General features: G+C 71.7%; 13 protein-coding genes. 7 read left to right on the forward strand and 6 right to left on the reverse strand.

From position 1 onward, the window contains the following. Nucleotides 1-45: 45 nt before the first annotated feature. Nucleotides 46-513, forward strand: a complete 468-nt coding sequence (locus tag ACFWSK_RS05065) for a type II toxin-antitoxin system PemK/MazF family toxin (protein ID WP_383782100.1) — start codon at nt 46-48, stop codon at nt 511-513. On the opposite strand, the gene ACFWSK_RS05070 is transcribed toward ACFWSK_RS05065, so the two are convergent. Next, nucleotides 498-1,334 (reverse strand): TIGR02452 family protein, encoded by an 837-nt coding sequence (locus ACFWSK_RS05070; protein ID WP_383782102.1) that lies wholly within the window; start codon nt 1,332-1,334, stop codon nt 498-500. The genes ACFWSK_RS05065 and ACFWSK_RS05070 overlap by 16 nt on opposite strands. A 148-nt stretch (nt 1,335-1,482) precedes the next feature. On the opposite strand from ACFWSK_RS05070, the gene egtA reads away from it, so the two are divergent. Genes egtA through egtD form a run of 4 tightly spaced genes read left to right on the forward strand, consistent with a single transcriptional unit; the run spans nt 1,483 to nt 5,859 of the window. Then, on the forward strand, nt 1,483-2,790 hold the full coding sequence (gene egtA, locus ACFWSK_RS05075) for an ergothioneine biosynthesis glutamate--cysteine ligase EgtA (RefSeq protein WP_383782104.1): 1,308 nt from the start codon (nt 1,483-1,485) through the stop codon (nt 2,788-2,790). After that, on the forward strand, nt 2,787-4,145 hold the full coding sequence (egtB, locus tag ACFWSK_RS05080) for an ergothioneine biosynthesis protein EgtB (protein ID WP_383782106.1): 1,359 nt from the start codon (nt 2,787-2,789) through the stop codon (nt 4,143-4,145). Before egtA ends, egtB begins: the two co-directional genes overlap by 4 nt. Next, nucleotides 4,145-4,900 (forward strand): ergothioneine biosynthesis protein EgtC, encoded by a 756-nt coding sequence (egtC, locus tag ACFWSK_RS05085; RefSeq protein ID WP_383782108.1) that lies wholly within the window; start codon nt 4,145-4,147, stop codon nt 4,898-4,900. The genes egtB and egtC overlap by 1 nt, the downstream gene beginning before the upstream one ends. After that, nucleotides 4,897-5,859, forward strand: coding sequence for an L-histidine N(alpha)-methyltransferase (gene egtD, locus ACFWSK_RS05090; RefSeq protein WP_383782110.1), 963 nt, complete (start codon nt 4,897-4,899; stop codon nt 5,857-5,859). Before egtC ends, egtD begins: the two co-directional genes overlap by 4 nt. Here egtD and ACFWSK_RS05095 read toward each other — a convergent pair. The 4 genes from ACFWSK_RS05095 to ACFWSK_RS05110 form a co-directional block, all read right to left on the reverse strand. Further along, nucleotides 5,802-6,719 (reverse strand): lysophospholipid acyltransferase family protein, encoded by a 918-nt coding sequence (locus ACFWSK_RS05095; protein ID WP_383782112.1) that lies wholly within the window; start codon nt 6,717-6,719, stop codon nt 5,802-5,804. The genes egtD and ACFWSK_RS05095 overlap by 58 nt on opposite strands. Continuing rightward, a complete protein-coding gene (locus ACFWSK_RS05100; RefSeq protein WP_383782114.1) occupies nt 6,716-7,507 on the reverse strand; it encodes a GNAT family N-acetyltransferase in 792 nt (263 codons plus the stop codon). Before ACFWSK_RS05100 ends, ACFWSK_RS05095 begins: the two co-directional genes overlap by 4 nt. A gap of 296 nt (nt 7,508-7,803) precedes the next feature. Further along, nucleotides 7,804-8,283, reverse strand: coding sequence for a nitroreductase family deazaflavin-dependent oxidoreductase (locus ACFWSK_RS05105; RefSeq protein ID WP_383782116.1), 480 nt, complete (start codon nt 8,281-8,283; stop codon nt 7,804-7,806). Between the two features lie 304 nt (nt 8,284-8,587). Then, complete coding sequence (locus tag ACFWSK_RS05110) at nt 8,588-9,841, reverse strand: extracellular solute-binding protein (protein WP_383782118.1); 1,254 nt, start codon at nt 9,839-9,841, stop codon at nt 8,588-8,590. 202 nt (nt 9,842-10,043) lie between these two features. On the opposite strand from ACFWSK_RS05110, the gene ACFWSK_RS05115 reads away from it, so the two are divergent. Then, nucleotides 10,044-10,259, forward strand: a complete 216-nt coding sequence (locus ACFWSK_RS05115; RefSeq protein WP_328907291.1) for a dodecin — start codon at nt 10,044-10,046, stop codon at nt 10,257-10,259. 36 nt (nt 10,260-10,295) lie between these two features. Here ACFWSK_RS05115 and ACFWSK_RS05120 read toward each other — a convergent pair whose 3' ends face one another. Next, nucleotides 10,296-10,784 (reverse strand): hypothetical protein, encoded by a 489-nt coding sequence (locus ACFWSK_RS05120; protein WP_383782120.1) that lies wholly within the window; start codon nt 10,782-10,784, stop codon nt 10,296-10,298. A 72-nt stretch (nt 10,785-10,856) separates the two neighbouring features. Between ACFWSK_RS05120 and ACFWSK_RS05125 the strand changes: the two genes are divergently transcribed. Continuing rightward, nucleotides 10,857-11,870: an MsnO8 family LLM class oxidoreductase gene (locus ACFWSK_RS05125; protein WP_383782122.1), complete on the forward strand. Its 1,014-nt coding sequence runs from the start codon at nt 10,857-10,859 to the stop codon at nt 11,868-11,870. The last annotated feature ends 56 nt before the right edge of the window (nt 11,871-11,926 follow it).

Below are 11,926 nucleotides of genomic sequence, written 5' to 3' on the forward strand. Positions count from 1 at the left end.
CGACCCGCTCCATGGAATGGGCCGTACAGGTTCTACGGTGTTCGGATGAAGTTCCCCCACGGCTCAGCCACCACTGACAGCTCGTCCGACTTTCCCGGCCGCAACGGTCCGACCGCCACGGCGGAGACGGATTCGCGCGACACGGGCCCCGTCCGCACCGCGTACGCACCCAACCGGGACGGTGATCCCGACCCGGGCGAGATCGTCTGGACCTGGGTGCCGTTCGAGGAGAACAACGGGCTCGGCAAGGACCGGCCCGTGCTGATCGTGGCGCGTGAGGAGGGCAGAACGCTGCTCGCCGTACAGCTCTCCAGCAAGCAGCACGACATGGACCGCGAGTGGGTGGCACTCGGGGCGGGGCCGTGGGACAGCTCGGGCCGTCAGTCCTGGGTCGATCTGGACCGGCTGCTGCGGGTGCACGAGGACGGCATGCGGAGAGAGGCGTGCGCGCTGGACCGCGTGCGGTTCGACCGCGTGGCCGGGCGGCTGCGTGAGCGTTACGGCTGGAGCTGACCGGCGAACGTCCGGGCGAACGCCGCCCGAGTGGCGGAGTCGGGGGCGCGGTCGAGGATGCCGAAGACGATCTGTTCGAAGTGGCCCGAGAACCGGCCACCGGCGGCGAGCAGGGTGTGGAACGCGCCGGCCACCTGGGCCGGGTCGTTCCGGAACACGCCGCAGCCCCAGGCACCGAGCACGAGCCTGCGATAGCCCCGCACGGCGGCCACTTCGAGGACTCGCTCGGCGCGGCTCACCAGGACCTCCGGGATGCGGCCCGCCTCCTCGGGCGTGTGGCTGCGGATCACTCCGGCGTTGGGTGCCGGAGAGGTGAGGAAGCCCACGGTGTACGGGGTGTCCAGGAGACGTCCCCGGTCGTCGCGGAAGACCGGGACGCCGGGCGAGTGAATCACCCGGTCGGTGTAGAAGGTGCTGCGTTCGGCGCGGTGGTGGGCGTAGAAATCGGGGGCCCGGAGCAGCGTCGCGTAGAGCGCGGAGCCGCGGCACAGGGCTTCTTCCTGGGCCTGTGCGCCGTTGAGGTATCCGCCGCCGGGATTGCGGGCCGAGGCGTACGTGAGGACGGCGACCTTGCCCGTTGCCTCGCTGGTCAGCCGGTGTGCGGCCTGCAGACTGCTCTCGTCGGTCACCTCGACGGCCGTGGCCCGGCCGGTGTCCAGGGCGGCGACGGGAACCGGCTCGGGGCCGTACAGCCGGGTGCCGGAGAGCGCGGCGGTCAGGGCACGTTCGATGCTCACCTCGCTGCCGTCGGACGTACGGTAGCGGCCGGCCTCGACGATGGCCTCGGTCTCTCGCGCGATGCCGCGCAGTCTCGCGCTCATCGGAGCGCCCCCGTGTGGTGCATACGGGGCATGCTCGGCGTTCCACCGGCAAGGACGCAAGCGGATTTACGCTCGGCGATGGCACCCTTGTGCGATCTCCCGGAAGGGGTTTGGGTGGTACGGACGTACCCGGACAGGAGGACCGAACATGCCCCCGGAGAACCCCGGCACAGACGGCCAGGCGAAGCGCGGCGTACCCCTCGACGAGGGTGAGGCCGAGGATTTACTGCGCGGCATCTGCTTCAAGACCGGGCCCCCGCGCAAGGTCGGCGTGGAACTCGAATGGCTCATTCACGACCGTGAACATCCCGAGGTTCCCGTGTCGGAGGACCGGCTCGTCGCGGCTGCCGACGCGGTACGCGCCGTGCCACTGAGCGCGTCCCTGACGTTCGAACCCGGCGGTCAGCTGGAGCTCAGCTCCGTTCCCGCCGACTCCCTGATGGAGTGCGTCGACGCCACCGCCGCGGATCTCGCCGCCGTACGCGACACGCTCGGGCGGGCGGATCTCGCCCCTGTCGGTCTCGGGGTCGATCCGTGGCACCCCCCGCACCGTCTGCTGCGGGAGCCGCGCTACGCGGCCATGGAACGCTCCCTGGACCGGTCGGGTCCGGCGGGGCGCGCCATGATGTGCACGTCCGCGTCCATCCAGGTCTGTCTGGATGCCGGCGAGGAGGAACCGGGGCCGCTCGGGTACGGGCGGCGCTGGCATCTGGCGCACCTCCTGGGTGCCGTGCTCGTGGCAGCCTTCGCCAACTCGCCGTTCCAGCGGGGCCGGGTCACGGGCTGGCGTTCCACCCGGCAGGCCCTCTGGGCCGAGCTCGATCCCGTGCGGTCGCTCGCTCCGTCCGGCCGTCTCGCGCCGCGCGACGCCTGGACGGCCCACGCCCTCGACACCCCGGTGATGTGCATCCGGGGCGGGGACGGCCCCTGGGAGGTACCCGACGGGCTCACGTTCCGGGACTGGATGCGCGGCGGCGGGCCGCGGCCGCCCGTACGGGCCGATCTCGACTACCACCTCACCACCCTCTTTCCGCCGGTCCGGCCGCGCGGACACCTTGAGCTGCGCATGATCGACGCGCAGAGCGGCGAGGACGGGTGGGTGGTACCGCTCGCCGTCACCACGGCCCTGTTCGACGATCCGGAGGCCGCAGAGACCGTGTACCGCACCGTGAAGCCGCTGGCCGAGACGGCGGGCCCGCTGGCCGCTCCGCGCAATCCGCTGTGGACCGGCGCCGCCCGCGACGGTCTGACCGACCCGGAGCTGGGGGCGGCGGCGATCACCTGCTTCGAAGCGGCCCTGGACGCGCTGCCCCGGATCGGGGCGAGCAAGGCCGTGCGGGACGCCGTCGCGGACTTCCACGAACGGTTCGTCGCCCGGGGACGATGTCCGGCCGACGACCTGACCGACCACACACCCGGGTTCGCACCGCTCCAGGGAAGGGGCATCCGCTCATGACCGACCTCTCCGCCGATGGCTTCCCGGACCTCTCTCCCGAGACCGTGGACCTGGACCCCGAAACACTCAGGCAGCGCGCCCTCGCCGCTCTCCTGACGGCCCGCGAGCGCACCGCGCTGCTCACCGACAGCGTGGACGACGGCGAACTGACAGCACAGCACTCCCCGTTGATGTCCCCGCTGGTCTGGGATCTGGCGCACATCGGCAATCAGGAGGAGCTGTGGCTCCTGCGGACCGTCGGGGGACGCGAGGCGATGCGCCCCGAGATCGACGGCCTGTACGACGCCTTCGAGCACCCGCGGGCGAGCCGCCCTTCACTGCCGCTGCTGCCGCCCGCCGAGGCGCGGGCCTACGCCGCGGACGTACGCGGCCGGGCACTGGACATCCTCGAAGCCACGCCGCTGCACGAGGGCGGGCGGCCGCTCGTGCGCGCCGGGTTCGCCTTCGGCATGATCGCGCAGCACGAACAGCAGCACGACGAAACGATGCTGATTACCCATCAGTTGCGTTCGGGTCCCGCCGCGCTCTCCGCTCCGGAGCCGCCCGCTTCCACGGACGCGGCCGGCCTGCCCGCCGAGATCCTCGTGCCCGGGGGGCCGTTCACCATGGGCACCTCGGTCGATCCCTGGGCGCTGGACAACGAACGGCCCTCGCACCGCCGGGAGGTCGCGGGATTCTTCGTCGACACCTCGCCAGTCACCTGTGGTGACTACGAGCGGTTCATCGAGGACGGCGGGTACTCCGAGCGACGCTGGTGGGCGCCGGAGGGCTGGGACATGGTCCACGCGAACGGCCTCACGGCGCCGCTGTTCTGGCACCGGGACGCCGGGCAGTGGCTGCGCCACCGCTTCGGGGTGACCGAGCCGGTGCCGCGCGACGAACCGGTGCTGCACGTCAGCTGGTACGAGGCGGACGCGTACGCCCGCTGGGCGGGCAGGCGGCTGCCCACGGAGAGCGAGTGGGAGAAGGCGGCCCGGCACGACCCGGTCTCGGGGCGCTCACTGCGCTACCCGTGGGGCGACGAGGACCCGGCCCCGGAGCACGCCAATCTGGGCCAGCGGCACCTCCGCCCCGCCGGGGCGGGCGCGTACGCCGCGGGCCGGTCGCCGCTCGGCGTGGGCCAGTTGATGGGTGATGTGTGGGAGTGGACGTCGAGCGACTTCCTCCCGTACCCCGGCTTCGTGCCGTTCCCGTACCGGGAGTACTCCGACGTGTTCTTCGGCCCTGAGCACAAGGTGCTGCGCGGGGGTTCGTTCGCGGTGGACGCGGTGGCCTGCCGGGGCACGTTCCGCAACTGGGACCTTCCGGTACGCCGGCAGATCTTCTCCGGCTTCCGCACCGCGAGGGACGCCTGATGTGCCGTCATGTGGCCTACGTGGGGCCCTCGGTGGCCCTCGGTCAGCTCCTGGTGTCGCCGCAGCACTCCCTGGTGCGGCAGTCCTGGGAACCGCGCCGCCAGAGGTACGGGACCGTCAACGCGGACGGTTTCGGGGTCGGCTGGTACGCGGAGGGAGATCCGGCACCGGGTCGCTACCGGCGCCAGGGTCCCGTCTGGGGCGACGAGACGTTCGCCGACCTCGCCCGGGTCGTACGGAGCGCGGCGATACTCGCCGCCGTCCGTGACGCCACGGTGGCGGGCGCGGACGGCGAGGCGGCTGCCGCGCCGTTCGCCGCGGACGGCCTGCTGTTCAGCCACAACGGAGCGGTGAAGGGGTGGCCGGCCTCCCTGGCACCGCTGGCCGGTGCCTTGCCCCCGGCCGAACTGCTCACTCTCGAAGCCCGCAGCGATTCGGCCCTGATCTGGGCGCTCGTACGCCACCGGATCTCCGGGGGTGACACCGTCCCGCAGGCCGTCGCCGACACCGTCGTCGACGTCGCGGCCTCGGCGCCGGGCTCACGGCTCAATCTGCTGCTCACCGACGGTTCCACCATCGTGGCGACCGCGTGGGGCGACACCCTCTGGTATCTCACGGAACCGGGCCACCGCACGGTGGTGGCCTCGGAGCCGTACGACGACGATCCGCTGTGGCGCGAGGTTCCCGACCGCACCCTGCTGACCGCGACCCGCACCGACGTACTGCTGACCCCGCTCAAGGAGCCCTCCGCGTGAGTCCCTTCCAACTGACCCGCACCCTGCCGGTGGACGCGACGGACGCGGCGCTGCGCGCCGACGTGCTCAGCGGCCTCAACCGGCAGCCGAAGACGCTGCCGCCCAAATGGTTCTACGACGCCCACGGCAGCGAACTGTTCGAGGAGATCACCCGGCTCCCCGAGTACTACCCGACCCGTGCCGAGCGCGAGATCCTCGTGACCCGCGCCTCGCAGATCGCGGAGGCGTCAGGGGCCAGGACCCTGATCGAGCTCGGCTCCGGCTCCTCGGAGAAGACCCGGCATCTGCTGGACGCCCTTCCGGGGCTGCACAGTTACGTGCCCGTCGATGTCAGCGAGAGTGCGCTGAAGGGCGCGGCCGACGTCCTGCTCGCCGAGCGCCCGGACCTCTCCGTGCACGCGCTCATCGCGGACTTCACCCACGTCCTGCGCCTGCCCGACACGCCGGGTCCCCGGCTGGTCGCGTTCCTGGGCGGGACGGTCGGGAATCTGCTGCCCGAGGAACGGGAGCAGTTCCTGCACTCCGTAAGGGAGTTGCTCTCCCCCGGCGACAGCCTGCTGCTCGGTACGGATCTGGTGAAGGACAACGCGACACTCGTCGCGGCGTACGACGACGCGGCCGGAGTGACGGCCGCGTTCAACAAGAACGTGCTGTCCGTCGTGAACCGTGAGCTGGGGGCCGACTTCCAGCTCGGCGACTTCGACCACGTCGCGGTGTGGGACCCGCGCCTGGAATGGATCGAGATGCGGCTGCGCGCCCGCCGGGCCCTCACGGTGAAGATCCCGGAGGTGGACCTCGTCGTCACGTTCGCGGCCGGGGAGGAGATGCGCACGGAGGTGTCGGCGAAGTTCCGGGAGGAGGGGGTACGGGGCGAGCTGGCCGGTGCCGGGCTGCGGCTGGATCACTGGTGGACGGATACGGCGGGACGCTTCGCACTGTCGCTGGCCACGGCGTTCTGAGCGGCGCGGGCAAGCGCGCGTCTGCCGGGCCGGGCCGCCGCGGGGATCGTCGGGAGGATGCGGATCTCCGCGGTGAGCCCGGCGGCCGTCACCACGCGCCAGAGGGACGCGGCGAGTGGGTCGTCGCCGACGAACGCGACCGCGCCCGTATGACCCGGGTGGCCCGCTGAAGGGCCCCCGCACGCTCCGGTGAGGGCCCCGCCCACAGCGGCGGGGCCCCTTCGCGTGGTCCGGTAGCTGAGGCGTACGGGCCGGACGGTGGCGCCCGCGTCGATCGCCGCCTGGAACACGGCGGGCCCGAACCGCCCGCCGGGCCCCCGTCCGCAGCGGGTGGTGCCCTCCGGGAACACCACCACCCGGGACCCGGCCCGCAGTGCCTCCGCCACGGCGCGCACGGCGGCGGGCAGTGCGCGCAGACGGTCCCGTTCGATGAAGAGCGTGCCGCCGAGAACGGCGAGCGGGCCGAGCACCGGCCAGCCGCGGATCTCCCTCTTGCCGAGCATCCGGCCGGGGAGCACGGCCGCCACGAGCGGGATGTCCAGCCAGGAGACGTGGTTGGCGACCACCAGTTCACCGGCCGGACGCCCCGCGGCCGCACCCGCCGCACGTTCCGCCCGCTCCCCCGTGATCAGCACCCGCACCCCGAAGGCCCGCACCACCGTGTACGCCCACCGGCGGATCAGCCGCTCACGGTGAGCCGCCCCGAGGAGCAGCACGGCGGGGACGCACACCACTCCGAGCAGGGTGAGCACGCACCCGGCGACGAGCAGGACGGCGGCGGGCAGAGGCCCCCGCCTCGCGCCGCGGTGGCCCGCGCACGCACGCGGAGTGCAGGGGGCGACGGGCAGCCAGCCACTCATCGGAGCGGGGCGAGGGAGAGGAAGTGGCGCAGATAGCGGGGGTCCGTGCGGCGCAGGGAGAGCAGGACGTAGAGGTCGGCGACGTTGAAGTCGGGGTCGTACGCGGGTGCTCCGCAGACCCAGGCACCGAGGCGGAGGTAGCCGCGGAGCAGCGGCGGCAGGGCGGCGCGGGTCCCGGGCGCTCCGGCGGGCCCTGCGGCGCTCCAGAGGCGGTGCGGGGCGACCCAGTACTCCTCGGGCGCGAGGTGCTTCGCTCGTACGGTGTCCCAGCTGGAGGCGGCCAGCGCGCCGCCGTCGGTCAGGGGTATGGAGCAGCAGCCCGCCAGCCAGTTGTGGCCGCTGCGTTCCATGTAGCGGGCGAGTCCGGCCCAGATGAGGGCGATGACGGCGCCGTCCCGGTGCGCGGGGTGGACGCACGACCGGCCGACTTCGACGAGGTCGTCCCGGATGGGTGCCAGCCTGCCCAGGTCGAACTCGCTCTCCGCGTAGAGGCGCCCGGCGACGCGGGCCCGCTCGGGAGGCAGCAGGCGGTAGGTGGCGACGACGTCGCCGGTGGCCGTCTCGCGTACCAGCAGGTGGTCGCAGTAGGCGTCGAAGGCGTCGCTGTCCAGGCCGGGCTCGGAGCTGTCGAGCAGGGCGCCGAGCTCTCCGGCGAAGACCTGGTGACGCAGCCGCTGGGCGGCGCGTACGTCTTCCTGGTCCACGGCGAGGGAGACCCGGTAGGCCGGGGCGGACGCGGGGGTGGTGGCTTGGGCGGGGGCGAAGGAGGTGAGGGGCAGCGCGGTCATGGCAGTCTCCGGGGACGGATCAGCGAGGGCGGCTGCCGGGCCGTCGCGGTGCTGCGACGGCCCGGCCCCTTACTTCTTCCGTGACCGGCTGGACTCGACGTGACCGCAACGGAGAGCGGGGATGTGCGACGGCTGAATCCCGGGCTCAGGGTTCCCCGGGCCGCGGCCGGGCGAGGAGAGTACCGCGGCCCGGACGGCCGGCCTGGGCAGGACCGCGAGGCGGCTGACCGCGCTGCTCAGCCGGCGGGGCGGGGGCCCGGGCGGTGCGGATCCGCATGCGGAACCGGGTGGACCGGTCAGTGTTCCTCGGCCGCCGGCTCCAGGACGAAGACCGGGATCTCGCGGTCCGTCTTCTTCTGGTACTCGGCGTAGTCCGGGTACGCCTCGACGGCTCGCGCCCACCACGGTTCCTTCTCGTCCCCGGTCACCTCGCGTGCCAGCATGTCCTGTCGCACCGGGCCGTCCTGAAGCTCGACCCGGGGGTCGGCCACCACGTTGTGGTACCAGACCGGGTGCTTGGGCGCTCCTCCCAGGGAGGCGACCACGGCGTAGGAGCCGTCGTGCTCCACCCGCATGACCGGGGTCTTGCGGATATTGCCGCTCTTCGCACCCAGGGTGGTCAGGATGACGACAGGCAGGTCCCGCCGCTCGGCGTCGTCCGGACCGACCAGGCTGCCCAGTGTCGTTCCTTCCGTGCCGCCGGAGCTTTCGTACAGCTCCACCTGGTCCCTTACCAACTTCATCGTGCTCGGCTCGTACGCGCCCTTGAGCGGCATGTTGTCTACCTCCGTGCTGTCGAAGATGCACCCGGCGGCGGCCTTCGCCTCGGCCGGGTGCGGGGTGTACTGCTCAGGCGTGGGTGTCGTCGCAGGCCGGGCCGCCGCCCGGCTCACATGAGACCTCGGCCTGGGCGAGGAGTTCCCTGGCCATGGCTCCGGCAAACTCCATGGCGTCTACACCGGCGCGACGAGGCGCCGCACCGGCTTCTCCCGGTGGGCGACGCTCAGCGGGGACGGGCGGGCTTGGGTGCCCTGCCCCTCGCCCGGGGGCCGCCGGGTGCCACCCCGGTCCGGCAGGCGGTCAGCTGCGCGCGAGGATCGCCGTGATGCGCTCCGATGCCGCGGTGGCTTCCGCGACCGGGTCGCCGCCCTGGAGGACGGCCGTCATGTACGGCTTGATCGGGTTGGCGGCCTCGACGGCCGCCCACTGGGGCGAGTTCGGGGTGGCCCGGCCCCGGGTCGCTCCCTCGGCCATCGCGGCGGTGCCTTCCTGGCCCTCGATGACGGGGGCGAGGCTCGGCTTGTTGGGGACGTAACTCATGGCCCTGGCCAGCTCGGTCTGCCACCGCTTGCTCGCCAGCGCCTTGATCACTTCGATGCCCGAGCTGCGGTGGTCCGCCCTCTTGGGCACGATCAGATCGGAACCGCCGGTGAACACGGAGCCCGGAGCCTTGGCCGTCTTGCCGGGAATGGGGAAGTAGCCGAGCTTTCCCTTGAGTTCGGGGTTCTTCTGCTCGATCAGGGCGGCACTTCCGGGTACCGAGATGATCTGGGCGACGTCGCCCTCGGCGAACACGTCGGTCTGCGGCGGCTTCTCCTCGTCGGCGTCCTTGGGGCCGTTACCGAGGGCCTGGAGTTCCTTGTAGAAGTTCATGCCCTTGAGCGCGGCGGGAGAGTCGAGCGCGCCCTTCCAGTCGCCACCGTTCTCGTCGGCGAGTTCACCGCCCTCGTCCCAGATGAACCCGGCGAGCACGTACCAGTTCTGGCCGGCGAGGTAGATGCCCTGGTTGCCGTAACTGTTGAGCTCTCGGGTGTCCTTGATCCACTGGCCGCGGGTCCTGGGCGGGGTCTCGATGCCGGCCCGGGCGAAGAGCTCCTTGTTGTAGATGACCACACGGTTGGCCGCGTACCAGGGGATTCCGTACTGCATGCCGTTGATGCTGCCGGGCTCGGCAAGGCCGGGCAGCCATTCCTCGCTGCCGAGGTCGCGCATCGATTCGAGGGTGAGGTCGCGCAGTCCGCCGCTCTCCGCGTACTGGGCGACCTGGGTGTTGCCGACCTCGATGACGTCCGGCGCGTCGTCGCTGTCGAGGGCCGCGGTGACCTTGGGGCCGATGCCGCTCCACTCCTGGATCGTGAACTCCAGCTGGACGGAGGGGTTCTCGCTCTCGTACGACTCCGTGAAGCGGTCGAGGAAGTCCTCCGAGACGCTGTCCTTCATCAGCCACACCGTGACCGTGACATCGCCTCCGCCCGCGCCGGGGAGGAAGCCGCAGCCACTCAGTACGACGGAGGATACGAGCGCGACGGCTCCAGCCAGCAAGCGGTTCTTCACGAGGTCACCTTCTGCGAAACGGCACGACGGAACAGGGACCCGGTGTGGGGGACTGCGGGCGGCGCTCGCACGGGCGTGTGGCTGGATTTTGGTATGGACCAATGGGTAGGTCAAGGGCCCGCTCAGAGGCGGATCACGGGACCCGTTCCCTCGCGGACCGCTCCCGGGTAGGGCACCGTGGAGGCACGAGAGGAGACATAACATGTCCAATCACACGTATCGGGTCACCGAAATCGTAGGAACCTCCGAGGAAGGCATCGATGCCGCGATCCGCAACGGCATCGCCAGGGCTTCGGAAACGTTGCACAATCTCGACTGGTTCGAGATGACACAAGTGCGCGGGCACATCGAGGACGGCCGGATCGCGCACTACCAGGTGGGCCTGAAAGTGGGCTTCCGGCTCGACGAAGGCACCTGATCAGGCACTTCCTCGATCATGCAGGTCCTCACGCGCTCAGGTGCGCCCCTCGCGCTCCTGGGCGTCCTCGAGTACGGGTGAGGACATCGCCCAGCGGGCTCGCAGCACCGTGAATCCGGCCGCCTCGGCCGCGTCGCAGACCAGTTCGTCGTCGTCGACGAGGACCCGGATGTCGCGCTCCCTGCCCAGCCGCTTCAGGATGTCCAGCTTGGTGCGGCGGGCAGGGCGCCGGTCGTCGTTGCGACGCATGTGCACGCGTCCCTCCGGCAGCCCCTGCCGCGCCAGCCAGGCAAGCGTGTCGCGGCGGCACCGCTCCGGCCGCCCGGTCAGATACACGACTTCGCACTCCCGGGCGCTCCCCAACACCAGCCGGATGCCCTCCTCCAGGGGCGGATCGTCGACGGCGGCGGAGAAGAAGCCATGCCAGTCGCGCCGGGCGCCCTCCAGGAAATGCTGCCGGTGGGCGGTGTCCGCGAGTGTCCCGTCAAGGTCGAATACGGCCAGCGGCCGGGCGTCGTCTCTCACACGGGTGAGCCTAGGAGAAAGGGACGACTGGCGCGCCGGGAATCCCCAGGACACGCACGCGTTGAACCATGCGTGAGCTCTGTCATCGCACGCACCCGTTTCTCCGTCCTGGACCGCTCCCGTACGCGCGAAGGGCACGACGGCGCGCAGGCACTGCGGGACACCGTACGACTGGCCGGTACGGCCGAGGCTCTCGGGTATCACCGTTTCTGGGTCTCCGAGCACCACAGCGTGCCCGGAGTCGCCGGTTCGGCGCCGACCGTGCTCGCGGCGGCCGTCGCCGCCGCCACCTCCACCATCCGGGTGGGCACCGGTGGAGTGATGCTGCCCAACCACCAGCCCCTCGTCGTGGCGGAGCAGTTCGGGGTGCTCGCCTCCCTGTTCCCCGGGCGGATCGACATGGGCCTGGGCCGGTCGGTGGGCTTCACGGACGGCATCCGCAGGGCTTTGGGCCGTGACAAGGAGGACGCCGACGACTTCGCGGCACAACTGGCCGAGCTGCTCGGCTGGCTGGACGGCACCCAGCGGGCGTACCCGCAGGTGCACGCCCATCCCGCCGAGGGCCTGCGGATACCGCCGTACGTCCTGGCGACGGGCGAAGGCGCCGCCATCGCCGCCGCGGCCGGTCTGCCCCTGGTCGTGGGCGATCTGCGCGGCCGGGAGAAGCTCGTGCGCGCCATCGAGGGCTATCGCGGGGACTTCCGCCCGTCCGCCTGGTCGGCGGCCCCGTACGTCGTCGTGGCGGGCACGGTCGCCGTCGCCGGGACGGCGGAGGAGGCCCGGCGGCTGCTCGTTCCGGAGGCGTGGTCCATGGCGTACTCGCGGACGCACGGCTCCTTTCCGCCGCTCGCCCCGGCCGAGCGGATCGAGGCGCTGACGATGACCGCGAAGGAGCGGGAGTTCTACGAGAGCGGGCTGCGCGGACACGTGGCCGGCACGGAGGAACAGGTCGCGGCGGAACTCGAACTGGTCATCAAGGAGACCGGCGCCGACGAGGTGCTGGTGACCACCAGCTCGTACGACCGTGAGGGCCTGGAGGACTCCTTGCGCCGACTGGCACGGATCACGGGACCGACCGGCGCGTGAACGCACGCGTTCCGGCTTCCGGCGCCACCTAGAATCAACCGTTTATCCCGTTCGCC

It is taken from the genome of Streptomyces sp. NPDC058620, assembly GCF_042717135.1.
Taxonomy (GTDB): Bacteria; Actinomycetota; Actinomycetes; order Streptomycetales; family Streptomycetaceae; genus Streptomyces.

Coding starts and splice junctions, on each gene's coding strand:
- ACFWSK_RS05065 (WP_383782100.1), top strand. CDS start 46: ATGAAGTTCCCCCACGGCTCAGCCACCACTGACAGCTCGTCCGACTTT.
- ACFWSK_RS05070 (WP_383782102.1), bottom strand. CDS start 1,334: ATGAGCGCGAGACTGCGCGGCATCGCGCGAGAGACCGAGGCCATCGTC.
- egtA (WP_383782104.1), top strand. CDS start 1,483: ATGCCCCCGGAGAACCCCGGCACAGACGGCCAGGCGAAGCGCGGCGTA.
- egtB (WP_383782106.1), top strand. CDS start 2,787: ATGACCGACCTCTCCGCCGATGGCTTCCCGGACCTCTCTCCCGAGACC.
- egtC (WP_383782108.1), top strand. CDS start 4,145: ATGTGCCGTCATGTGGCCTACGTGGGGCCCTCGGTGGCCCTCGGTCAG.
- ACFWSK_RS05095 (WP_383782112.1), bottom strand. CDS start 6,719: ATGAGTGGCTGGCTGCCCGTCGCCCCCTGCACTCCGCGTGCGTGCGCG.
- ACFWSK_RS05100 (WP_383782114.1), bottom strand. CDS start 7,507: ATGACCGCGCTGCCCCTCACCTCCTTCGCCCCCGCCCAAGCCACCACC.
- ACFWSK_RS05105 (WP_383782116.1), bottom strand. CDS start 8,283: ATGCCGCTCAAGGGCGCGTACGAGCCGAGCACGATGAAGTTGGTAAGG.
- ACFWSK_RS05115 (WP_328907291.1), top strand. CDS start 10,044: ATGTCCAATCACACGTATCGGGTCACCGAAATCGTAGGAACCTCCGAG.